Genomic DNA, 23,820 nt, shown 5'->3' with positions numbered 1-23,820 from the left:
AAACGCGGCACCAATGAAAATACCAACCGCCTGCTGCGTCAATATTTCCCCAAAGGGACCGATCTATCTTTATATAGCCAGGTCAAGCTGAGTGCCATCGCGCGGCAACTCAACGAAAGACCACGAAAACCGCTCGACTACTAAACCCCTGCCGAGCGATTTCAGGCATGTGTTGCCATCACCCGTTGAACCCACCGTCGCAACCGGCAGGTCAGCTGTCACAGCCCGACATGATAATATACGCCCAGCCCGACGAACCAATACGTGTCGCTTAAAGCTGCGGTGTCAGTTCGGCCGGATCAGCCATTCCAGAACGCCCTCCAGAAAAGCATCCCGCCGCTCGACGCGGGCCATACGTTCGGTCATTGCCGGAGCAAGGGCGAGGAGGGTGCGCGTAATACGGCAGCAAATCGGAGCTGCCCCCGCTCTGGATCTGTCTCGCACGCACCCTATCTCAAATCTATGAGTCAATTGGAGTCCCCTCGGGCCGGCGCCAATCGAAGCGGCATACACATGCTGCCGACGATCTGCTCCATGGTATCCTCCAGCGCATCCGGGAAAGACTCACCGAACGCGACTTCGTCGGTTCCATGATGGCGCATCAGGATGTTGAGAAACATAAGACTGATACTGATCAGCCGCCGTTGCGCAACGTAAGGGGGAAGATAGTCGACGCGTTCTCGCATCAATCTTAGCGCCTCGGTCAAATGAGGCGGTTCTGATCCGCTAAAATCGCCGAACTCCGGCGAACGGCTTTGCAGAAGATATTGGCTCAGGAAGCTCGCATAGGAATGGTTGCCATCTGCATCATGCAGGTCGAGTTGAGGCAGCAGGATGATGTCCAAGATGGTCCGTGCATCCTTCAGACGATCCATCGCTCGGGCGCGCTCCAGCATGGCGCCACGCTCCGCTTCCATCTGCTCCATCCGATAGTCGAAAATGGCACGAACCAGGCCTTCACGCGAACCGAAATGATATTGCACGGCAGCATGATTTCCCTGGCCGGCCTTCGTCGCAATTTCCCGCATGGATGCACCGTTGATGCCATTTTCTGCAAAGAGCTGCTCCCCCGCCAAAATCAGGCGCGTTTTTCCGTCGGTAGGTTCAGCAGCCGGCAGCGCCTCCAGATCAATTTTAACGTTCGCCACCGCAATATCCTAAAACAGATGTAATATTTTTTCGTTGCAATCTGCGATCGAGGCACCGTCTTGACGCGTCAACATCTGGCAGATGCTACAGCCAGTTTGCGTGGCCTGCCAGAAAATTTCAAGAGTCTGTGTATTTTCAGGCGATTTTACCCGCTTCACAGAATCGTTCGCGAAGGGCTGCCAGCGGTCATTTTGTGAATTTACACTTGACTTAAACTTCGCGGAAAGATTATTCCCTAATCGTCATTAGACAACGCCGAGCCGACACCGCACCAAGATGGCAAAACGGCGCAATGCGGCAGACGCTTAAGGAGAGACTTTCATGGCGATGGAAACCGGCCTCATCTTTCACCCCTATATGCGTCCCGGACGCACAGCGCGGCAGACTTTCGAGTGGGGCGTCCAGAATAGCGTTGCCTGCGACAAGGCAGGCTTCACTTCAATGATGATCTCCGAACATGCGTCGCAGATCTGGGAAAATATTCCCAATCCCGAACTGATCATGGCCGCCGCAGCGTTGCAGACGAGCCAAATCAAGTTCGCACCAATGGCGCATATTCTACCGCACCAGCATCCCGCAAAGCTGGCCATCATGGTCGGCTGGCTCTCGCAGATTCTGGAGGGCCGCTACTTTTTGGGCATTGGCGCGGGCGCTTATCCACAAGCATCCTATATCCATGGCATCAAGGATGCCGAGCCACAGATGCTGAACGATATGGTTCGCGAGTCGCTGAGCATCATGGAGAAGATCTGGAAGCGCGAGCCCTTCTTCTTCGAAGGCAAATATTGGGACGCTGGCTATCCCGAAGAGGCGCCGGCGGAGACTGAGGATGACGAGCAGCACATGCTCGCGAATTTCGCGCCTTATGACGGCGCGTTCCCTGAAATCGCCGTCACCGGGTTCAGCGCCAACTCCCCATCGATGAAACTTGCCGGCGAAAAGAACTTCAAGCCGGTCTCCATCTACTCCGGCCTTGATGCGCTCAAGCGCCATTGGGAGATTTATGCTGAGGCCAATATCAAGGCGGGCTTCACCCCCATCCGCCAGCGCCATGCGGTATCGCAGACCGTATTCTGCGCCGATACCGACGCGGAAGCCAAGTGCCTCGTGATGGAAGGGCCGATCGGTTATTGTTTCAACAAATATCTGATCCCGATCTGGCATCGTTTCGGCATGATGGACGGCTTTGCCAAAGACGCAGGCATCGATCCGGCGGATGCCGATCTGGAATTCCTGGTGGATAACGTCTTTGTAGTCGGATCGCCCGATACGGTCGTCGACAAGCTCAACACGCTGTTCGAGGCGACCGGCGGTTGGGGCACGCTGCAGGTGGAATCGCATGACTATTATGATGATCCCACGCCCTGGTGGAACTCGCTGGAATTGATCGCCAAGGAAGTGGCACCGCGAGTCAAGCTGCCGGGTGCCAAAACAGCCGCCGCAGAAACGGTCGCCGCCTGACAAGCAGAATATAGAAGGGGGTACTCATCCCCCCTTCTATATGCTTGTCCTAGGCAGGGTTGCTGGCAAATCCATGCAGCAACAAGTCCGCTGCCTGCTCCGCGATCTGCGCTGGTCCCAACTTTCCCGGTCGATACCAGGATGAACTGGAATCGAGCATAGCGATCAAAAATTTCCTGACCACGGTCGGGTCCAGCGCGGCACTGGCACTGCCGTCCGCCTGCGCGGCGACGATGAGGTCGCGCCAATAATTGTCAAAGCTGGAATAGGCAGCCAGAACCCGCCGCCGCATTTCATCCGGCAGATCGTCGAACACCCGCGCTACGGCGGAGGAATAATCGTCGCCCGACAACAGAAAGTCGATATGGGCCACGATCGCGGCGCGCAGGCGCACCAGAGGTGTCGCGTCTGGCCCCAAAACCTCGACGCGTGCCACGATATGGCGGCTGTTGCGGTAAATGCCTTCCATCATCACATTTTCGACCAGATGATCTTTGGACGGGAAATGATGATAGATGCTGGGCGCCAGCATGCCGGCGCCCTTGGCGATCTCACTGAGTTTCGCGCCTGCCAGCCCCTTTTGGCGAAGGGCTGTCGCGGCCGAGTCTAAAATGCGCGTTCGGCCATTATCTGCGTGTGCCATGCCGTCCCTTAGCAAAACTATAAGGGAAAGACAGCCTCATCGGGAGCGGATTCTGACTACCCGGCATAAAGGGAATTAGGGACCCCCGGCGCGGGTGGATCGAGTATTTCGAACAGCCCGCCGGCGAGCGGCTGTTCGGAAAATGTCGCGGCTGAAAAGCCTTGCGATCCGGTGATGAGGAAGAGGCGATCATGGTCGCTTCCTCCAAAAGCGGGGCGAAGCCCCCGCCGCACCGGCAAGCGTCGTTCCTCGAGCAAGGTTGCGTCCGGTGCAAACCGCCGCAACACCCAGCTTTCGTAGAAGGCCATCCAGATGCAGCCATCTACGTCGACCGCCATGCCGTCAGGATATCCATCTTCCGGCTTGAAGTTCAGGAAGTCGCGGCGGTTCGACAATGTGCCATCGTCCGACACGTCATAGGCCCAACTGACCAGCGGCATGGAGTCGTTCACATAGGCGGTCCGACCGTCCGGGCTGAAGGCGGGTCCATTGGCGGTCACGATATTGCGTTCCTGCGTGCTCACGCTGCCATCGGCATCCAGGCGATAGAGTTCGCCGGTATTGCGCACATCCAGATTGCCGAGCGTGCTTTCCTTGTCGTCCGCAGTCGTGCTTTCGTCCCACTGACTGGAATCGCACGAACCGGACCAGTAGCGCCCTTTGCGATCGGTCACGCCGTCGTTGAGCCGCGCGATTTTGGGATTGGGTATCGGGTGGATGATCGGCGCGTAGATTTGCCGGTGGGGATCGACATGGGCAAAGCCGTCGGCGCACGAAGCGATGAAGCCGCCGCTGGCGCGCGGTGCGATCGCACTGATCCACCCTGGCGCGTCCCAGCGCCCCGTTCGATCGCTATCGAGATGAAACCAATTGATGCTGGGTGCTTCGATATCGACCCAATAGATGCAGCCATCCCGCGCGTCCCAGACAGTGCTTTCGCCCAATATGGCCTTGGCATCCCACAGGCACCGCCAGCCTTCGCCTTCCATCATCGCCTCATCCTATCTGCTGTTATAGTTTGATCACCGGGTCGCCGAAGGGCTCGTCACGCTGACGCACCGCCTCCTTCAATCCCTCGATGCGTACAGTTTCGTTGAACTGCGTGCGACTGGCGGCCAGATGGCCGCGTGCATCCATTTCGGCGGACATACGCTGCAAAGTGCGCGCGCCCATCAGTTCCAGGCCGAGGTTCACGATCCGCTTGTTGGCGCTCAACAGGTCGGCGTCGATAAGGGAAAGGCGCGCGGCGAGCGCCGCGACTTCCGCATCGAGTTGGTTGGCAGGCACCGCCTTGAGCGCCAGCCCGATCTGCGCTGCATCGTCGCCACGGATAGAATCGCCGGTCAGCAACAACCGCTTGGCCCATTGCGGACCCACGAGATAGAGCCACATATGGCTAGGAAGAGAGCCTTGCGATCGCGCCGGCGGGAATCCGAACAGCGCATTGTCGGCGCAGATCACCATGTCGCACAGGAGCGCCAGGTCGGTTCCGCCTGCGAGGCAACGGCCATGGACCCGCGCGATGACGGGCTTGTGCATGTCGAAGAGCGCCATGCGCAGCCGCTGCGCCTTTTCCTGGTGCCAACTGTCGTCGTCGAACTTTGCGCGACCGCGTTTGTGATCGACCTGCCCCGGGATGGGCTGGTCGTATTTCTGCAGGTCGTAGCCAGAGCAGAAATCCGGCCCGGCCGCCTTGAGGACGACCGCGTGAATGCGATTATCTTCGTCAGCTTCCCATAACAGCGCGCTTAGCTGCTCCTGCAATGGCTCGCTTAGCGCATTGCGCTTTTCGGGACGATTGAGGGTTATCCACGCCGTCCCGTCGCGGATTTCGTACAGCACCGGTTGCGCAGCATCTGTCATGTTCATCCTCTCTCCCCCCCCGCCGCGACGTCTTGCGCGCCGCAGTGAAGGATAACAGTTCAAGCTATGGATTGCAGCGGGCTGACAACTGACGCGGCCGGGGTGGAAACGTCAATATCCTTGAGATGCGGCAGAACCTTGCGGGCAAAAAGCTCGTAATTGTCGCGGCCGACCTCGAAGGGCATGTCGCCAAACTGGGTATAGATGATGAAGCTGCCGACATCGAAGCGATCGACCATCGCTTTCAGCTTTTCCACGACCTCTTCCGGATGGCCCCAAATCTGAAGATCGGCAAGGAAATTGTTGAATTTTTCGATGCCATGCTTCTCGACGCTGCTGGCCAGGGCGCCATAATATTCATAGCCCTCGATCTTCTCGAACTCCTTGTTCCCGAACTGGTAGAAGGAGGATGTGGACCGCGCATATTCGACCAGATATTTGTCGCGCATCTCCTGCGCCTTGGCGGCGTCCTCGTTCACCGCGACGAAGGCGACGACCACGGGCTTGGGAGCTGGACGTCCCTGCATCGCGAAAAAGCGGTCGCGATAGCTGGTCACATCTTCGGCAACCCGATCCCAAGGCTTCTGGGCGATGATCATCAGGCCGACATCGAGGTTGGCCATCAGCTTGACCGATTCCGGCGAGACCGCCGATGCAAACACCCGACCGCGATAGCTTGCATAGGGGCGCGGGCGCAGTTCGACGCGCGGTTGCTGAAGGTATTTGCCGTCATATTCCATGACGCCCGTTTCCAGGGCGCTAAGCAACGCTTCTGCATATTCGCGGAACCGGTGGCGTGCTTCGCCCATCGGCACCTGAAAGCCGTCGAACTCGCCCTTGCCCAGGCCCCGGCCAATCCCCAGAATCGCGCGCCCTTCCGACAATTGGTCGAGCAGCAGAAAGCTCTCGGCAATGCGGACCGGGTTCTGCCACGGTAGCACGGTAACCGTGGTGCCCAGCTTGATCTTCTTTGTCTTGGCCGCGACCCAGGACAGGAACTGGGGGACATTGGGCGTCATCATGTAACCGGTGAAATGATGCTCCGGGGTCCATACGGAGTCGAAGCCGCGATCTTCCGCCTCGGCTGCGAGGGCCAGCTCATGCCGAAAAACCTCGATGTCGCTGACCTGCTCCTTCAGATTCTGGAACGTCAGCCCCAAACCTACATCCATATGTGCCTCCAAAATACCTCGTTTAAATCAAACTAATCGTAATTAGGCTTCTTTGGCAAGCTCAAGATCGGATCTTTGCGGTCGCCCCATGGCAGCGTCGTTGGAAAATGGGCGGCTTGAAGGGATAGAGCGCCGCATAAAATCGAATATAATCAACAATAAATGTCAGTATATGGCCGCTGACGCAGCGTTTGGCGGTTGGCCGGCTTACCTTGCCATGCAGGACAGCGCTTGACGCAAATTGCCAGTGGAGGCATATTAATTTCTATTAGGTAGAGGAGGAGAGCCGCGTTGATCGAGGCCATAGAGGAACGGCGGCAAGCGATATCGGACCGACACCCTATCTGGGAGGAAATGACGCTGGACGCCTATCTGGCGCGCGCGCAGCATCATTTTGCGGCAAAGCCGCTGGTCATCACGGACGCCGAAACGCTCGATTATGCTGCGGTCCACGCGCAATCGGAGCGTTTCGCCGCGGCGCTTTCAGGGCTTGGCATCGCGCGGGGCGACCGCGTCGGGCTGCTGCTGGCCAATTACCCGATCACGGTGTCGTTGATGTTTGCTATCTGGCGTGTCGGCGGCGTCGCTGTAGCGATCAACACCCTCTATGCCCCAAAGGATCTGGAATATGCGATCCGGGAGGCGGGCTGCAATTTTCTGATCGGCATGGCCCGCTTCGGTTCGCGCCGCTATGATCTGGAGCTTGACGCCCAGGCGCCCGGATGGCGGACCGGCGCCTGCGCCGCCCTGCCGGAACTGCGCGGCGGTCTGGTCTATGACGCGGAGGCGCCGGACGACTTTCTCGCTTCCCTCCCGGACGGCGCTTTGCCGGCCCAGAGCGCAGGGCCGCATGATCCCGCCGTCATCATGTTCACGTCGGGTACGACCGGATCGCCAAAAGGGGTCGTGCTAACCCATGATAATCTGTTGCGGGCCGCTTATGCGGGGGCTTACCATCAGGCGTTCGATGAAGGGCGACGCGCGGTATTCTCGCTCCCGCTCTATCATGGCTTCGGTCTGGTCGTGGGCTTGCTGTCGGGCATGATCGTGGGCGGGTCGATCGTCCCCCTGCTCCGGTTCGATGCCGATGCGCTGCTCACCGCGACCGAACGACATCGCGCCACTTATCTGATGGGCGTGCCCACAATGACGATCGCAATGATGGAGCGGGCGAAGGTCAAAACCTATGACCTGCGTTCGCTCACAGCGGTCCATAGCGCTGCGGCGCCCACGCCCAGCTGGGTCTGGCGCGACATTCAGGAGACGCTAGGATGCAGCGAGATTTTTACCAGCTACGGCCAGACCGAAGCGACCGCGACGATCATCTGCACCCAGCCGGGTGATCCGATCGACATCGTCGCGGAGACGCAGGGCTGCATCGTGCAGGCGGGCGTGGCCGGCATCGGAGGGCAGGACGGCCGGATCTGCGAATTCAAGACGATCGATCCCGTGACCGGCGCTGATCTTCCGGCAGGCGCTGCCGGCGAACTCTGCACACGCGGGCCGATGAACAGCCTGGGCTATTTTCGCCGACCGAAGGAAACGGAAAAGCTGTTTCTGGCGGATGGATGGCTGCGGACGGGCGATCTGGGGCAATTCCGGCCTGACGGAAACCTGTTCCTGACGGGGCGGTCGAAAGAATTATATAAGAGCCGGGGCGAACTGGTGTCGCCAAAAGAGTTGGAGCAACTCGTCACCACGCATCCGGCAATCGGTCAGGCCTTCTTCATCGGGATGCCCGACGATCGCTGGGGCGAATGCGGCTGCGCATGGATCGTGCGCGCTGACGGGCATATCCTGTCCGGCGACGACATCCTGGCCTGGTTGAAGCCGCAAGTGGCCGGATACAAGCTGCCGCGCGACATCTGGTTCATCGCGGAAGCGGACCTGCCGAAGACCGGCACGGGCAAGGTTCAGAAAAACATATTGAAAGAGATGGCGCTGGCCCACCTCGCCGCGCAACGCGGCGCGGCCTGAACGAGACGCCAATATATGGAAAGACGGATCGATGAGTAGCGAAGGCATTTCGTCCATAGAGGACATCATTCACGACGCGATAAACGGGTTGCCCTATATTCTGGTCGATGCCGACGATCGCGAAAATGAAGGCGACGTCATCATACCCGCCCAGTTCGCGACGCCGGGTCAGATCAACTTCATGGCCAAACATGCGCGCGGATTGATTTGCCTCGCAATGACCAAGGCGCGCGCCGAACAGCTCAAGCTGCCGCCCATGGCGGCCAACAACCAGTCCGGTCATGGCACCGCCTTCACCATATCGATCGAAGCGCGCGAAGGCGTCACGACCGGGATTTCGGCGCAGGATCGTGCGCATACCATTGCCGTGGCGGTCGATCCGACCAAGATATCGTCGGACATCGTGTCGCCAGGGCATGTGTTTCCGCTGACGGCGCGCGACGGCGGCGTTCTGGTTCGGGCCGGGCATACCGAGGCGGCCGTGGATATCTCCCGCCTTGCCGGCCTTACGCCCGCCGGCGTCATCTGCGAAGTCATGAACGACGATGGCAGCATGGCGCGTCTGCCCGAACTGCTGGTCTTTGCTAAGGAGCATGGGTTGAAAGTCGGCACGATTGCCGACCTCATCGCCTATCGGCGGCGGTTCGAAAAGCTGGTCGAGCGGGTCGCGAGCGCGCCTTTCCACAGTTTCTATGGCGGCGATCTGACCATCCATGTTTATCGCAACCTAGTCGACGGCGGTGAGCACGTTGCCCTGATCAAAGGCGAAATCCGCCCGGATCGCGACACGCTGGTCCGGGTGCATCAGGTCGACATTGCGACCGACATGCTCGGCTGGTCGCAAGCGCATCCCGACTATGTGCCGCAGGCGCTCAAGGCAATCGCCGCGCATGAGGGGCAGGCCGTCGCCGTGTTCGTGCGCGATCCCAGCCCGGACTCAATCTCCAAGCGGATCGAGGGTGGGCGCAAAACCTATCATGATACAAACGCGACCCGTGACTATGGCATAGGCGCCCAGATATTGCTGGACCTTGGCGTGCGGCAGATGACGCTGCTGACATCAAGCAAGGCGAAGCTGGCTGCGCTCGAAGGATTTGGCCTCACGGTGATCAATCGGTTGCCGATGCGCGATGCCGTAGCCAATGCAGAGCCGATCCTGACAGAGTAGAACGAGAAAAGGGCGGCGTCGTGACGACACCGCCCTCAACCATGCACAGACCGCTTCAGTCTTCCGGTGCTATGGCCAGTCTGATGGAGCCTGGTTCACCATCCATAACCAATTGGCATGACAGACGGCTGGTCGCCTTGCGATGATCGGAGCTGTCCAGCAGATCGTTCTCATCGTCGGTCATGGGGCCAAATCGATGCTCATAGCCCAGTTCGACATAGACATGGCACGTCGCGCACGAACAGCAGCCACCGCAAAGCGCCAACAACTCGTCCAGGCCGTTATCGCGAATAGCCTCCATCACCGACAAGCCTTCGGTGGCTGACAGGCTATGTTCCTGTCCTGAACGATCAATGACGATCAGATTGCCCATGGAACGGCTTTCTCCAAATTCTAATGGATCTTGCTTCAAAGAAGCGGGGCGACCTTGCCGTAGCTTCCCTTATGGAACAGCAAAGGGGCGCCGGGGTGATGGATGTCGAGCGCCTGGACCTCGCCGATAGCGATATAATGATCGCCTGCCTCATGAATGGCGTGGAAGGAGCAGTCAATCCAGGCCAGCGCGCCGTCCAGTATCGGTGCGCCGCGTGCCGACAGATGATGCGGCACACCGTCAAACTTGTTGGGATTTTTGGACGCTAGCGTGCGGCACAGGCCTTCCTGATCGTCCGCCAGTATGTTGACGCAAAATCCGTCGCAGGCTTCGATCTTGGGCCAGCTGGATGAGGCCTTGTCCGGGAAGAAGGCGACCAGCGGGGGAGCGAGCGAGACGGAGGTGAACGACCCCACGATCATGGCTACAGGTATGCCGTCCTTCTGCATGCCCGTAATGGCGCAAACACCGGTCGGATAATGACCCAATATCTGCCGAAAGGAGGTGGCATCAGCGACTATGGACATGCTTTCTTCAAACCTTCCAGACCAGTGGGATATCTTCGACCGCAGACACAATGCCTGCATGATAGATGGGCGCTGCGCCTTCCTTCAGGGCGAAGCGAGGAATCCGGGCCAGCCATTCCTGCAAGGTAACGAGCACTTCTAGGCGCGCCAGATGCATGCCCGCGCACCGATGCGGCCCTTGCGCAAAGGTAGAATGGGTCACGTTGCGGCGCGAGAGATCGACCTTCATCGGGTCGGCATGTTGGGTGTCGTCAAGACCGTGCAATGTGGTCGGCAGGAGAATAAGATCGCCCGCCTTGAGCTGCGTGCCGTAATATTCCATATCCGCTACGACATAACGTGCATCGGACACGACCGCGAAGCGCCGGAACATCTCCTCGACCCCTCGTTGCAGCTTCATCGGGTCAGCCACCATCTCCTCGACCGTCTCTGGATGGCGGGCGAGGTAGATCATCATGAAGCTGAGGAAGTTGACGACAGTATCGAGCCCGCCCAGCAGAAGCAGCGAGACAAGGCCCAGCATCTTGTCTTCGGGCATCGGCGCGCCGTTGATTTCACTATTCACCATCTGCGTAATGAGGTCCGTGCCGCTGCCCCCGCGCCTCTCCGCGATGATGGGCGCGACATAGGCGAAGAAGCCTGCATTCGCCTCTCTTAAAGATCGGCCCTGTTCCTCAGGCGTATGACCTGACGGACGGGTCATTTCCTTGGCCAGCGCATTAAGACCCGCCGCGTCTTCCATCGGCAAGCCGGCAAGCGCCAGAAAGACTTTGACCGGGAAGATGTTCGCGAAATCCGTGGCGAAGTCGCAATGGCCCTGCCCCGCAAAACCTTCGATCAGTTCGACCGCAACCGCCCGCACATCGCTTTCGACCTTGCGAATCTGAGCGAGGTTGAGGCCCTTGTCGATGGCTTTGCGGTATGGCGTATGTTCGGGTGGGTCCATCTTGGTGGGGACCATTTCATAGGCCTCACCGGCTTCGCGCGGCACCCATATCACCCGGCTCGAAAAGCGGTCGGGGCTGCGATAAATCTCGTCGATCAGGGCGCCGCGTGTGGCGATCCAGTGACCGCCGGTATAGGGCGTCCAGACCAAAGGCGGCGTGTCAGGCTGCTGCACCTTTTTCCACGCCTCATGTACGCCCTCCTCGATGCCATCGAGATCATAGATATCGACTTCGCGCACCAGCTTGTTTGGCACATAATCCGGAATCGGCATGCGGTGCTTGGCCGATGGAGGGGCGATCGTATCGACGTTCATGCCAGCGTCCTTCTCAGCTGATGGTGGGATCGATGACGGCCTTGGTGGCGACGCCATTTTTCGTGACGGTCAGCGCCTCGGCCGCTTGGCTGATGCTGAACCGATGGCTGACCAGCGCCGCGAGCGGCACCTGATTTTGCACTCGCGCCGCAAACTGCATCCCTTGATAATAGTTTTTGGGCGCCGGGAAGGACGCGCCACCGATCGTCAGGTTCTTGAGCGTCAGGTCGCGCGGTGAAATCGGCTGGGTACCGATCGCGCCCCACAGACCCAGGATGATGTAGCGGCTATGGATGCCGCTGATATCCACGCCCTCGGGAAAGGCGGGCAGTGCGCCCGCCGCCTCGATGACGATATCCGGCCCTTGCTTGCCGACAAGATCGTAGATCATGCGCTTGCGTTCTTCGGATGGCAGGCTGAGCGACACGGTCGCTGTCGCGCCCAATGTCATGGCGGCGTCCAGACGCGCTTGCGCGCCGTCGATGACGATGATCTCCCGCGCGCCGGCCTGCGCCGCGACCAGGATGGCGGACAAGCCGACCGGTCCAGCGCCCTGCACAACCACGGAGTCGCCGAAACGAACAGGGCCACAACGGTCGAAGCCGCGCAGGACGGTGGGCAGGGCACAGCCAAGCGCCGCGATCGCTTCAGGCTGCGCGCCGTCGGGCAGGCGATAGAAGGGCATGTTGTTGGGCAGCCAGGCATAGTCGGAATAGCTGCCCCAGTTGGGCTTTGCCGCATCCTCGAAATATTGGCTGTTTTCGCATGGCGTCTGTTCCAGCACGGTGCAGGAATAGCAGCGATGGCACAGTGCGATTGGCGACCAGATCACCAGATCGCCAGCCTTGACGGGCGTTCCGGCATAATCGGTGAAAACGCCAGCGCCCAACTGGGTGATTTCGCCCACGCCTTCATGCCCCAATATGATCGGGAAGGGCACCTCACCTGCTTCACCGGTCAGGATATGCACGTCGCTGCCGCACACGCCACCCAATATCGTGCGGACGAGTGCCCCGCCCGGCTCAGGCGCATGGACCTCGACATCCCATGTTTCCAGGCGGTTCTTTTCCACGAGCACTGCGGCTTTACCGTACATGGCCATCCTCTCGATAAGGACGCGATCTGGCTCTGCCATTTCGCCATCATATTGTTCGCGCCAGTTCAAACCGGCGTCCAATCTCATCAAACTAATCTTAATTAGATAAAATATGCAACAGCTAATGATTACACGCCTTCCACGCGATCGGGAATGGCGGCGTGGAAAAACTGCTATTATGTTGTAATACAATGTATTATAATAATTATTTGCGATAAAAATGAATCCAAAATGCTGGTTGCAAGCCAAGATTCCAAGCTGTTCTTGACATTCCAATCAAGCAACGCTTTTAATAATAGAAATTAGGCTACTGAATGCCGAACGGGCAGATATAGGAGAGATTATGGGCCGCCTCACAGGAAAAACCGCCATCATCACAGGCGCGGCGCGAGGCATGGGGGAGTCGCACGCCCGCCTGTTCGTGCAGGAAGGCGCCAACGTTATCCTTACCGATCGCAACGTCGAAGGCGGGCAAGCGCTGGCGGCCGAACTCGGCGAGCAGGCAAGCTTCATTCCTCATGACGTGACCTCGCCGGAATCCTGGGCCAATGTCATCGCGGCGGCTGTCGACGCCTTTGGGACGATCGACATTCTGGTCAACAATGCGGGCATATTGGGTCCAATGGCGACGACCGCTGATCTGACCGAAGAGGGCTATGACCAGGTTTGCGCGATCAACCAGCATTCTGTCTTTTACGGCATGAAGGCAGTCTTGCCTGTCATGGTGAAGGCCGGACGCGGGTCCATCGTCAACATCTCGTCGATCGCTGGGATAGCCGCAAATTACGGTTTCCCCAGTCTGGCCTATGTCGCGAGCAAATTTGCCGTCCGCGGCATGACGAAGGCGACGGCGATGGAATATGGCAAGCATAATATCCGGGTCAATTCCGTCCATCCCGGCTTCATCCAAACGCCGATGATGGTCGAGGCGACCGATGAAGTGGGCGGCGATGCGCTGGCCCAGATTCCGCTCGGGCGGATCGCTGAACCGATCGAGGTGTCAAATCTCGTCCTATTCCTGGCATCCGATGAATCCTCCTACATCACCGGGTCCGAACATCTCGTCGATGCCGGCATGCTGGCACATTAAGCGCCGGATGGAGCCAGCGCCCATGGCATTGATCGATTTTGCGGTTCGGGGAAACCTGGCCGAGGTCCGGCTCAATCGGCCTGCGACCCTCAACGCCATCAATGCTGAGATGGACCGGGCGTTGGCGCAGGCATGGGCGCGAATAGACAGCGATCCCGATATTCGTGTGGCGCTTCTTACCGGCGCAGGAGATCGCGCCTTTTGCGCCGGGGCGGATATCTCTGATCCGCCCATCGCGCAGGACGGACTGTCGTTCGGCGGCGGACTGACAGGAATTGGCGGTCGCCTTGTGCCGCTTCAAAAGCCACTGATCGCCGTGGTGCATGGCCATGTCCTTGGCCTTGGATTCGAAATGGCGATGTGCGCCGACATCTTGATCGCAGCCGACGACACGCAATTCCGCCTGCCAGAAGCACGGGCAGGACTTATCGACCATTGCGGCGTCGTGCATCGCGCTATTCGTCAACTGCCGCATCATGTGGCGATGGCGATGATCATCGCGAGTGAACCGCTTGACGCGGCCCGCGCCTTGCACTTTGGTTTGGTCAATGAAATCGCGCCCCTAGCGGATCTGGCCGCGACCACCGAACGGTGGACCCGGAGGATCCTCGCCTGCGCCCCCTTGGTGTCCCAGGCTGGCAAGCAAGCTGCATTGCTGGGCCTGGACCATGGATTGAAGACGGCGCTCAGTCGCCGCTATCCGCTCATCGATGCCCACGCGGCGACGGCAGACTGCCGCGAAGCCGCGTCGGCATGGAAGGAAAAGCGCGTGCCAAAATGGCAAGGCCGGTGAGAGCCAGGGGCCCTTGCGGCGTAAAATCTTTAGACGCGGGACATGATCCCGACAGAAAATCATGTGTAGCCTAGCTGCGTATAGAAAGATATTACCGTCATGGACCTGCACGGCAAAAAGATCATCGTAACCGGCGCGGCCCAAGGCATTGGGGCATCCGCCCTGCGCGCCTATGTGGCAGCAGGCGCGCATGTGGCCGCGATGGATATTGACGCGGCACAGGGAGAGGCGATCGCAGCCGCTGCGACCGTTAAAGGACCAGGTTCGGCCTTCTTCATCTCATGCGACGTGGGCGATCGCGCACAAGTAGATGCAGCTTTCGATGCGGCTGCGGCACGTTTGAATGGCCTGGACGTGCTGGCTCATATCGCCGGCGTCCATCGCCACGCCCCTACCCACGATGTCCCTGATGAGACGCTGGCCTGGCTTTTCAACGTCAATGTGAACGGCACCATCTATACCAATGGCGCCGCCTATCGCCACATGGCCGACGGCGGCTCGATCATCAATTTCGGGTCCGAATCCGGGCTGACCGCCGAGATCAACAATGCCGTCTATGGTGCATCGAAGGCGGCGGTTCACGCCTGGACACGCAGCGTCGCACGCGAGTGGGGCAAGCGGAACATCCGTTTGAATGCGGTGCTGCCCTATATAGTAACGCCGATGTACGTGCGCTTTCGCGAGGCCCTGTCGCCAGAGGATCTGGCCGCTCATGACAAGGCAACTGCGGAACAGATCTCGCTGGGTGGGAAGTTCGGCGATGCCGACACCGATCTTGCACCTGTGCTGCTATTCCTGGCCAGTGACGGCTCCCGCTTCATCACCGGGCAACTCATCCCCGTCGATGGTGGACTGATCTCCGTCCGTTGATCTTGACGGGCATCGGCAGGCATCGTCGGCGGATATACTATTGCATCCGCTCGATGATCATGGCGATACCCTGTCCGCCGCCGATGCACATGGTGATCAATCCATAGCGCCCACCAGTCCGCTCCAATTCGTAGATCGTCTTGACGGTCAGTATCGCGCCGGTCGCGCCGACCGGATGGCCCAGGGCCACGCCGGACCCGTTCGGATTAACCTTCTGCGGATCGAAGCCCAGGACTTTGGCGACGGCACAAGCCTGTGCCGCAAAGGCTTCGTTCGATTCGATGACATCCATCTGGTTAAGCGCAAGGCCCGCGCGCGCAAGGGCGATGGGAACCGCCTTGACCGGGCCTACGCCCATTCGATCGGGCTGTACGCCGGCATGACCCCAACTGAGGATACGGGCCAGCGGTTTCAGATTGCCGGCATCCACGGCCGTCCGGGATGCAAGGACCACCGCAGCTGCGCCGTCGTTGATGCCCGAAGCATTCCCCGCGGTTACGGTGCCGTCTTTCTTGAAGGCTGACCGAAGCCCGGCAAGCTGCTCTATGCCGGCTTCGGCGCGAACATGCTCGTCAGTGTCGAACATCCGTGTTCCCTTCCGATCCTTGACTTCGATCGGCAGGATTTGGGATGCAAAACGCCCTTCGCGTTGGGCATGGGCCGCCCGTCTATGACTTTCGACGGCAAGACGGTCCTGATCGTCGCGCGAAATGTCGTGATCGGCGGCCACATTTTCGGCGGTCACGCCCATGTGGATGCCTTCGAAAGGATCGCTCAATACCGCAATAAGCGCATCGACCATTTTGACGTCGCCCATCTTCTGTCCGAACCGGGCCGCGGCGACATGGTGCGGCGAACGAGTCATGGACTCAGCGCCACCAGCGACGGCGAAATCGCATTCGCCGAGCGCCAGCATCTGCGCGGCCGAGATGATCGCCTGGACCCCTGAACCGCATAGCCGGTTCAGCGTGAGGGCAGGCACTTCGACAGGAATGCCGGCGTCGACCGCCGCCACCCTAGCCAGATAGGCGTCCTTGGGTTCACTGGGAATGACATTGCCCATGACGACATGGCCGATCTGATCGGCGGCGACACTCGCCCGCGCGATCGCTTCTGCGATGACGGCTGCGCCCAGTTGCGCTGGCCGATAATCTTTCAGACTGCCGCCAAAATCGCCGATCGCCGTCCGAACGCCTGCCAGAATATATATGGGGTTCATGTCTGGTCCTCAGATTTTGGCACGAGATGCGGGATTTCGAAACCGGCTAACCCGTCGCATGCGCGATGGCCCGATATGAGGGTCAGTGACCGCCCGATTATGAAAGTTCGAAACCGGCATAATCTTTATAGGCGACTTCCTCGCACCGTTTGCGATACTCCGGGCCGCCGCCGACATAGACGAGTGTGCGGCGAACCACCGTCCCGTCAGGTCGGTGTGTGACCTTTATCCACCAAGCATTGGTGTCTGCCATCAGGGTCCGTGCAAAGTCGGCGTAGACGGCATTTGTCCATTCCTCCTCGGCGGCCTGTTCCGGTTGGGCAAAAGTCAGCGCGCGCGCTTTCATATAGCCCAGCATCCTTGAGACCCATTCGGCTTGAAGCGCCCCGCAAACGCCAACATTGCAGAAGGCGGACCCATTATGCGGCCCTACAAGCGTGAAGAAATTAGGAAATCCGCGAGCCTGGAGACCAAGAAAGGTCGAAGGGCCTTCGGCCCACGCATCGATAAGCCGCTGGCCCCCTTGGCCCCTGATGTCGATCCTGTCGAGCGATCCGGTCACACCATCAAAGCCTGTGGCAAATATGATGACGTCTAACGCATGGACTTGGACGCCTATCTTCGCGCCATTCTTTACAAATTCGTCGATCGGCGTTTCCTTGATGTCCACAAGGTGGACATTGTCTTTGTTATAGGCCTCGTAATAGTTGGTTTCCATTGGAACGCGCTTGGCGCCGAACGGATGATCGACGGGAATGAGTTTCTCGGCGACCTTAGGATCGTGGACCCGCTGCCTAATCTTGCCGGCCACGAAGTCAGCCAGGAACTGATTCGATTCCTTGCGGAGCAGCAGATCCCGGAACCCGCTTAACCATATGCCGTAGCCAGGCCGATCATACAGATCCTCGAAAAATTCGGTTCGCTCCCGTTCCGATACCTGGCTCGCCTTGCGGTTGTCGCGATGATAGGGAAAGGCAGTCGGCGTGGTTTTCACATATTCCAATATCGTCGGGTAGCGGGTGCGGATAAGGTCCATTTCTTCGTCGCTCAAGGCTGAATTGCCAAGCGGCGTGCACCAGTTGGGCGTACGCTGGAACACGAGCAGATCTTGTGCTGTCTCCGCGACGATGGGAATGATCTGAACGCCCGTGGCGCCGGTGCCGATCACCCCCACCCGCTTGCCGGTAAAGTCGATATTCCTGGGCTTTCCCTCCGCATCCGTCGGCCAGCGCGACGAATGGAAGGCCTCGCCCTGGAACAGGTCCAGCCCTATGTAATCGGGCATGCTGGATGCCGAAAGAGGACCAGTGGCCGATATCAGATAACGGCAGGTCAGATCGGTTCCATCGTCCAGCCTGATATCCCAGACATTGCCTTCGTCATTATAATGGGCCGATACGACCTTCGTGTTGAACTTGTAAAATCGCCGGATATCCATTTTGTCGGCGGCCGCATTGACGTAACGCAGCATTTCAGGCTGCCCGGCGAAATTCTCACTCCACCGCCATTCGGGGAGGATGCCTTTCAACGCGAAATAGCCATAGGCATAGCTTTCCGTATCCAGCCGGCAGCCCGGATAGCGGTTCCAATACCATGTGCCCCCGACATCACCGGCTGCATCGACGCCCAGCACGCGCATTCCGTTCTGGTCGAGTAGATAGGTTTGATAGATGCCGGTGACGCCCGCACCGATCACGACTGCGTCATAATCGGGGTTGATAATTGACGGCATGTCTTGTGTCTTTCTTGACCCGATGGTCCTATCCCGAGCGGGAATAGGCTATATTTCGGGTGCTTGGGAGGCGATCGGAGGCATGAGTGGCTGAGCGGACAGGAACAAGGCCGTCCCTGCCCCTCTCAAATTGCGCGTCAGAAGCGGTAGGTGACTTCAGCGCCAAAGGTCTGCGGCTCGCCCCAGATCGCGGTGTTGAAGCCGCCGCTGCCGCCTTCGACATAGCCTGAATTATAGTAGAATTCATCGAGCAGGTTCTTGGCGTAGGCCGCGACCGAGAATTTGCTGCCCATGACGTCGTTCCAGCTCAGTCGAACGTCGACGGTTGCATATCCCGGCAATTTGGTACGCGGCGTTATCGACCCCTCATTGTTGGAAAAATGGGTCGAGGTCTGGCCAAAAACATCGGTACGCAGCTTCACCTTACCCACATCGTCCGACAGCGGCATGGTGATTTCTGCAAAGACCGAACCCGCCCATTTGGGCGCATCGGAATAAGTGTCGAAGGGAATGATCGGTCCACCCAACGGGGCAAGATCGACGATATTCTTGGTGAATTTCGCGTCGGTATAGGCGCCCGAAATGCCCAGTTCCAGCCAGTCGCTGGGCTTCACATTGGCATCGAACTCGACACCCTGGATGCGCTTTTCAGGCACGTTTACCGTGAACGCCGACGGGCCGGCCCCCAGATCAACGAACAGCGAATGCTGGGCATCCTTCACGATCTGCCGATAGACTGCCAGATTGATCCGTGTGGGCATGGAGCCGATATAGTCGTTGAACTTGTAGCCCAGTTCAAAGTCATACGTGTTTTCGTTGTCGAAGAAATTGGCGTTGTTGAATGGCCCGACAGCGCCGTTGAAGCCGCCAGCACGGAAACTGCCGCGCTGCGCAAAATAGACCATGTTGCCCGAATTAATCTGATACTGAATATTAAACGTCCAGCTCGGATCATGGAGCTTGGCTTCCTGTTTGAGTGGTGTGGTGCCGCTCAAATTGAAGAGGCTTCCCGCTTTTTGGCGAAGGCTTACCGTCTCCCAGCTATAGCGTCCGCCAGCGGTTACGTTCAGCCTGTCAGTCACCGCATAGGTTAGCTGGCCGAAAACTGCCTTCGATTCGTTTCCGACTTCATAATTGTAAGCGATGTCGGCCAGTGGTGTCGGCAGCTCCGCGCCCACGATGACAGGAATATATTCCTGCTTCGTCGTATCGGAATAGAAGACGCCCAGGATGTATTCGAGACCGCCCGTTTTCCCTTGCAGTTGCAGCTCGTTCGAAAGCCGCTCCGTGCTGAATTCCTCGCCACCCGGAGGACCGTTGCCCAAGCCGGATCGATTGTAGAGGCTCAACGAGCCGAAGGGCGAACCGGTCAATATCCCTGGGGTACGTGCGAAAGCATCGGCATAGTTGAAGATGTTTTTGAGGACGACGTCGTCACCGATCTCCGCCTCGACGGTGTTGGTGATGAACGCGGTATGGGCCTTGTGCGGAAGGTCGTAGCTCAGCCAGACCTTGTAGGGATTTGCCTGTTGCCAGGCCAGATAGCCCGCCACGGCGCCGGGCCATGTGCCGTCGCCACGCGGCCCATCGCCGATCAGCGGGGCAAAGGGGCTGTTCATGCCATAGAGGGTGTCGAGGGTACTGTTGAGGACATAGCCGTTATTGACCTCACCGGCCATATGATAGGAGTAAAGGCCGCCCGCGCCTTCTGATCCGCCGAAATCGCTATATTGCGCAACGGTCGTCATCTTGAAGCCGTCCCTTGGTTCCAAGACGACCGTGATACGACCGGAAAGCGAGTCCGTGTCGCCGAGCGTACTGCCAGTCTTGATGTTGCGTATATAGCCATTCTGCTTGTTATAATCGCCCGCCACACGGACCCTGATGATATCGGATACCGGGATATCCAGAGCGCCCTGAACCTGGATATAGTTGCGCTGGCCACCCTTGACGGTCAGGAATCCGCCGAAGTCGTCACCTGGCTTGGTCGTTTCATACAGGATGGCGCCACCGGTCGCGTTGCGGCCAAACAAAGTGCCCTGCGGTCCTTTCAGAACCTGCACTGAACTGAAGTCGAAAAAGGCCGTCGATGTGTTGCCTTCTGTAGCCGGCGCTTCGTTGATATAGGTCAGAACTGCGGGGCTAGAGCCGGAAAATGGATCGAGTGTCTGACCACGTAGCGTGAAGTTGAGTTGGTTGGAGTTCTGACCGCTCTTGACCACCAGGCCGGGGACCAGCGCCGCCAGATCCTGTTCACTAGCCACGTTGCGCGACTGAAGCGTGTCGGCATTGAAGGCCGAGACAGCCACCGGGACTTTGGAAAGGGATTGTTCCCGCCTCTGGGCGGTGACGACAATGTCGGCCGGCGATGCAATTTTTTCATTGGCTTGCGGATCTATTGGCGCCTGAGCGTCCTGGCCAAATGCAGGCATGGCAGCCAAAAGCCCAATAGCAGCAATGCCGCAAGCCAATTGTTGCTTCACTCTCATAACACTCTCCCATGTCGGCGTGCCCTACAGGCATCTTGCGATTTTCAGACTAACGCTGATTAGGGAAATGTCAACCGGCAATGGGAGGTGCGATGACGTCTCGGGGACAAGCCAATGCTGAACTAGGATTAGCCAGATTAAAATTTATAATTTAATCATATAAAATAGATATTTAATAGTTTTCCAAAATCAAATTATAGCCTCGAGGTTTCAGATATTTTTTCCTGACATGACATTTTAAGGTCGTGCATAAACAAATTGTGATTAGGCTTGTGTGGGTGCAGCACAGACGCGTGGCGATGGAAGGACCGCCCGGTGTGCGCTACTTTGCTACGTCCACGGGATGCGTCCCAAGCACATGACCGCATTCGGTATCTGGGAATGAGCCGCAGGACGGCGTGAATTGGCGCGCTGTTGCCCTTTGACCTGGTGTGGCCCGCCGCAACCGCGAGGAGTCAGCCGACTTTAAATTTCCGTACCTTCTGCCAGTGTTAAAGCACCCTCCACATCGACGCCGAGATATCGGACCGTGCTTTCAATTTTGGTGTGTCCGAGCAGTATCTGGACGGCACGAAGATTTCCGGTTGCCTTGTAGATAATCGATGGCTTCGTTCGCCTCAGCGAGTGGGTTCCGTAATCCTCGATAGGCAGGCCTGTTCCTGTGACCCATTCATCAACCAGACGAGCATATTGTCGGGCGCTAATGTGGGCTGCATGGTCTGTGCGGCTCGGGCGTAATGAACTGATGCGGTGGATGCCTCCCTTCATCGGGCATCGTATGATGCTCAATGGTGCCATGGCGACGCGTGAAGGAGGAGCATATGGCGAATGCACACATGCTGTCGATGGACCTGGCAAAGCGCAGCTTCCAAGTCTGCGCGACTGATCGAGCAGGGTCGGTTCTATATAATCGGACGATCTCCCGATCTAAACTGGAGGCACTGCTCAAGGAGCATCCTCGCTGTATCGTTGCTATGGAAGCGTGCGCGACGAGTCATTTCTGGGGCCGATTTGCCGGCGCTGAAGGTCATGCGGTTCGGCTGATCCCGCCGATCTACGTGAAGCCGTTCGTGAAGAGGCAGAAGAACGACGCCGCAGACGCGGCGGCCATTGCCGAAGCCGCCGTGCGCCTGAACCTGCATTTCGTCGCGGTAAAAAGCGCTGAGCATCAGGCGCGGGCTGTGGCGTATTGAAGCGTCCCGGGTTTTCCGGAGGCTCCGAACTGTGAGAAGGAGCATCCGGTATGAGCAAGATGGGAAACAGATTTTCGCCTGAGGTCCGTGATCGAGCGGTGCGAATGGTTGGCGAGCACCGTGCGGATTACGGCTCGGAATGGGAGGCGATGAGTTCGATTGCCTCGAAGATCGGCTGCACGGCCGAGACGCTGCGCCGCTGGTGCCGCACGGAGGCAGGCCGACGGGCGGCACCAGCGGCGCAGGGTGTTGATGATAAGGCCCGGCTCAAGCTGCTGGAGCGCGAGGTCAAGGAGCTCCGTCGAGCCAACGAGATCCTTCGCAAGGCGTCGGCATATTTTGCGATGGCGGAGCTCGACCGCCGCGAGAGATGATGATGTCGTTCATCGACGTCCATCGCGAGGACCTGGGTATCGAGCCGATCTGCCGCGAACTGGCGATCGCCCCGTCCTCCTATCACGAACACGCGGCCCGTCTTGCCGATCCGGCGAAGCGTTCCGCCCGTGCGCGCCGGGATGACGACATGTGCGAGCAGATCCGGCGCGTTCACGAGGCCAGCTTCGGACTCTACGGCTCGCGCAAGGTCTGGCATCAGTTGCGGCGCGAGGGCCTTGATGTCGCCAAGTGCACGGTCGAGCGACTGATGCGTAGCATGCGGCTGGCCGGTATTCGTCGAGGGAAGAAGACGACCACGACCGTCAGCAATCCCAAGGCGCCATGCCCGCTCGACAAGGTGAACCGGGAGTTTCGTGTGGACCGGCCGAACGCCCTGTGGGTAGTCGATTTCACCTATGTCCACACCTGGGCAGGGTTCGTTTACGTGGCCTTCGTGATCGATGCCTATGCGCGGCGCATCGTGGGCTGGAAGGTCAGTACTTCAGCCACGGCCGGGTTCGTTCTGGATGCCCTTGAGCAGGCGATCCATGCGCGCAGACCCGGCCCGGATGACGGCTTGATCCACCACAGCGACAGGGGCGTGCAATACCTCGCCATGAACTACACCCAGCGCCTGGCGGAGGCCAACCTCGTGCCCTCGGTCGGCAGCGTCGGCGACAGTTACGACAATGCTTTGGCCGAGACGATCAATGGCCTTTACAAGGCCGAGGTCATCTGGCGCCAGCGGTCCTGGCCAAGCGCATCGGCGGTGGAAATGGCGACGCTGAGCTGGGTCGACTGGTACAACAACCATCGCCTTTTCGGCCCGCTCGGCTACATCCCACCCGCCGAGGCCGAAGCTAACTACTATGCGGCCATTGAGACCCTCGATATGGCTGCCTGAGTCAAACTGCACAGCCTCCAGAAAACCCGGGACGCTTCATATCGGACCCATCAGTGTTTTGTGAGTCAGCGGACGCAAACTATCAACGCCCTACGAGGGCACTTGGCCGAGTTCGGCCTGGTATTTCCCCAAGGCGTTCCTCATCTGAAGGAAATCCGCGGCTATGGCCGACGACGACATCGATGTGCCTCCCAGTATGCGGGAGATCGCAGGCATATCACCGAGTGGCGGGACATCTTCTCGCTGCCAGGCGACAATGATGTCACCAACCAGGTCGATTTTGACAGTTCCAATGAAAGGAAGATCGCGCCGAAATCAAGGCGGATGGCGGCAGGCGATGAGATTGGGTCTGCTGACATGGCATGTTCCCTCAGAGGGGTTGTTAGCGAACCGATTCTGCTCTCACGCAAGCCGCTGTCTACTCTTCATGGGATCTACCGGCGCCAGACGGTCAGTTGTTCAGCG

General features: G+C 58.8%; 19 protein-coding genes, 4 pseudogenes and 1 other annotated feature. Of the genes and pseudogenes, 9 read left to right on the top strand and 14 right to left on the bottom strand.

Annotated features, from left to right (window positions below; all coding sequences use genetic code 11):
* Positions 1-144, top strand: a pseudogene (locus MOK15_RS18770) (IS30 family transposase); the annotation flags it as partial.
* Positions 145-467: 323 nt separating this feature from the next.
* Here MOK15_RS18770 and MOK15_RS18765 read toward each other — a convergent pair.
* Entirely contained in the window at positions 468-1,148 is a 681-nt protein-coding gene (locus MOK15_RS18765; protein WP_242933236.1) for a TetR/AcrR family transcriptional regulator, read from the bottom strand.
* A 322-nt stretch (positions 1,149-1,470) separates the two neighbouring features.
* On the opposite strand from MOK15_RS18765, the gene MOK15_RS18760 reads away from it, so the two are divergent.
* Positions 1,471-2,610, top strand: coding sequence for an LLM class flavin-dependent oxidoreductase (locus tag MOK15_RS18760; RefSeq protein WP_242933235.1), 1,140 nt, complete (start codon positions 1,471-1,473; stop codon positions 2,608-2,610).
* A 49-nt stretch (positions 2,611-2,659) separates the two neighbouring features.
* Here MOK15_RS18760 and MOK15_RS18755 read toward each other — a convergent pair whose 3' ends face one another.
* From MOK15_RS18755 to MOK15_RS18740, 4 genes are read right to left on the bottom strand one after another with little or no spacing between them, the layout of a single operon-like run.
* Positions 2,660-3,253: a TetR/AcrR family transcriptional regulator gene (locus MOK15_RS18755; RefSeq protein ID WP_242933234.1), complete on the bottom strand. Its 594-nt coding sequence runs from the start codon at positions 3,251-3,253 to the stop codon at positions 2,660-2,662.
* 56 nt (positions 3,254-3,309) lie between these two features.
* The gene (locus MOK15_RS18750; RefSeq protein WP_242933233.1) at positions 3,310-4,245 is read right to left on the bottom strand and encodes an SMP-30/gluconolactonase/LRE family protein; all 936 of its coding nucleotides are present in this window, start codon (positions 4,243-4,245) and stop codon (positions 3,310-3,312) included.
* Positions 4,246-4,264: 19 nt separating this feature from the next.
* Positions 4,265-5,122 carry a crotonase/enoyl-CoA hydratase family protein gene (locus tag MOK15_RS18745; protein WP_242933232.1) on the bottom strand — a complete coding sequence of 286 codons (858 nt, stop codon included), beginning with the start codon at positions 5,120-5,122 and terminating at the stop codon, positions 4,265-4,267.
* Positions 5,123-5,175: 53 nt separating this feature from the next.
* Entirely contained in the window at positions 5,176-6,288 is a 1,113-nt protein-coding gene (locus tag MOK15_RS18740) for an LLM class flavin-dependent oxidoreductase (protein WP_242933231.1), read from the bottom strand.
* Between the two features lie 291 nt (positions 6,289-6,579).
* Here MOK15_RS18740 and MOK15_RS18735 point away from each other — a divergent pair, with 291 nt between their 5' ends.
* Positions 6,580-8,265 (top strand): class I adenylate-forming enzyme family protein, encoded by a 1,686-nt coding sequence (locus MOK15_RS18735; protein WP_242933230.1) that lies wholly within the window; start codon positions 6,580-6,582, stop codon positions 8,263-8,265.
* 31 nt (positions 8,266-8,296) lie between these two features.
* Positions 8,297-9,433, top strand: a complete 1,137-nt coding sequence (gene ribB / locus MOK15_RS18730) for a 3,4-dihydroxy-2-butanone-4-phosphate synthase (protein ID WP_242933229.1) — start codon at positions 8,297-8,299, stop codon at positions 9,431-9,433.
* Between the two features lie 55 nt (positions 9,434-9,488).
* On the opposite strand, the gene MOK15_RS18725 is transcribed toward ribB, so the two are convergent.
* From MOK15_RS18725 to MOK15_RS18710, 4 genes are read right to left on the bottom strand one after another with little or no spacing between them, the layout of a single operon-like run.
* A complete protein-coding gene (locus MOK15_RS18725) occupies positions 9,489-9,806 on the bottom strand; it encodes a 2Fe-2S iron-sulfur cluster-binding protein (RefSeq protein ID WP_242933228.1) in 318 nt (105 codons plus the stop codon).
* A 35-nt stretch (positions 9,807-9,841) separates the two neighbouring features.
* Positions 9,842-10,333, bottom strand: a complete 492-nt coding sequence (locus MOK15_RS18720; protein ID WP_242933227.1) for a flavin reductase family protein — start codon at positions 10,331-10,333, stop codon at positions 9,842-9,844.
* Positions 10,334-10,340: 7 nt separating this feature from the next.
* The gene (locus MOK15_RS18715; protein WP_242933226.1) at positions 10,341-11,594 is read right to left on the bottom strand and encodes a cytochrome P450; all 1,254 of its coding nucleotides are present in this window, start codon (positions 11,592-11,594) and stop codon (positions 10,341-10,343) included.
* Positions 11,595-11,607: 13 nt separating this feature from the next.
* Positions 11,608-12,690 (bottom strand): zinc-binding dehydrogenase, encoded by a 1,083-nt coding sequence (locus tag MOK15_RS18710; RefSeq protein WP_242933787.1) that lies wholly within the window; start codon positions 12,688-12,690, stop codon positions 11,608-11,610.
* Positions 12,691-13,033: 343 nt separating this feature from the next.
* Between MOK15_RS18710 and MOK15_RS18705 the strand changes: the two genes are divergently transcribed.
* From MOK15_RS18705 to MOK15_RS18695, 3 genes are all read left to right on the top strand, one after another.
* Entirely contained in the window at positions 13,034-13,780 is a 747-nt protein-coding gene (locus MOK15_RS18705) for a glucose 1-dehydrogenase (protein ID WP_242933225.1), read from the top strand.
* Complete coding sequence (locus MOK15_RS18700) at positions 13,719-14,573, top strand: enoyl-CoA hydratase-related protein (RefSeq protein ID WP_347567245.1); 855 nt, start codon at positions 13,719-13,721, stop codon at positions 14,571-14,573. Before MOK15_RS18705 ends, MOK15_RS18700 begins: the two co-directional genes overlap by 62 nt.
* A gap of 99 nt (positions 14,574-14,672) precedes the next feature.
* Positions 14,673-15,443 carry an SDR family NAD(P)-dependent oxidoreductase gene (locus tag MOK15_RS18695; RefSeq protein WP_242933224.1) on the top strand — a complete coding sequence of 257 codons (771 nt, stop codon included), beginning with the start codon at positions 14,673-14,675 and terminating at the stop codon, positions 15,441-15,443.
* Between the two features lie 37 nt (positions 15,444-15,480).
* Here the strand turns inward: MOK15_RS18695 and bktB are convergent, their stop codons facing one another.
* The 4 genes and pseudogenes from bktB to MOK15_RS18675 all read right to left on the bottom strand — a co-directional run.
* Positions 15,481-16,662, bottom strand: coding sequence for a beta-ketothiolase BktB (gene bktB, locus MOK15_RS18690; RefSeq protein WP_242933223.1), 1,182 nt, complete (start codon positions 16,660-16,662; stop codon positions 15,481-15,483).
* A gap of 97 nt (positions 16,663-16,759) precedes the next feature.
* Complete coding sequence (locus MOK15_RS18685; RefSeq protein WP_242933222.1) at positions 16,760-18,394, bottom strand: NAD(P)/FAD-dependent oxidoreductase; 1,635 nt, start codon at positions 18,392-18,394, stop codon at positions 16,760-16,762.
* Positions 18,395-18,531: 137 nt separating this feature from the next.
* Positions 18,532-20,826 (bottom strand): TonB-dependent receptor, encoded by a 2,295-nt coding sequence (locus tag MOK15_RS18680; RefSeq protein ID WP_242933221.1) that lies wholly within the window; start codon positions 20,824-20,826, stop codon positions 18,532-18,534.
* Positions 20,827-21,348: 522 nt separating this feature from the next.
* Positions 21,349-21,621, bottom strand: a pseudogene (locus MOK15_RS18675) (tyrosine-type recombinase/integrase); the annotation flags it as partial.
* A gap of 83 nt (positions 21,622-21,704) precedes the next feature.
* On the opposite strand from MOK15_RS18675, the pseudogene MOK15_RS18670 reads away from it, so the two are divergent.
* Positions 21,705-22,058 (top strand): annotated as a pseudogene (locus tag MOK15_RS18670) (transposase); the annotation flags it as partial.
* A gap of 68 nt (positions 22,059-22,126) precedes the next feature.
* Positions 22,127-23,355 (top strand): IS3 family transposase gene (locus MOK15_RS18665; protein ID WP_242931456.1). Its coding sequence is split into 2 segments (ribosomal slippage): positions 22,127-22,415 and positions 22,415-23,355, totalling 1,230 coding nucleotides; the frame shifts between segments, so codons are not numbered across the junction.
* Positions 22,408-22,522 (top strand) — a sequence feature (AL1L pseudoknot). Its footprint overlaps the gene before it by 115 nt.
* A 218-nt stretch (positions 23,356-23,573) precedes the next feature.
* Here MOK15_RS18665 and MOK15_RS18660 read toward each other — a convergent pair.
* Positions 23,574-23,714 (bottom strand): annotated as a pseudogene (locus MOK15_RS18660) (IS110 family transposase); the annotation flags it as partial.
* Positions 23,715-23,820 lie beyond the last annotated feature (106 nt).

The sequence above is a fragment of the Sphingobium sp. BYY-5 genome (genome assembly GCF_022758885.1).
Taxonomy (GTDB): domain Bacteria; phylum Pseudomonadota; class Alphaproteobacteria; order Sphingomonadales; family Sphingomonadaceae; genus Sphingobium.
This window is presented reverse-complemented; position numbering and strand designations above follow the sequence as displayed.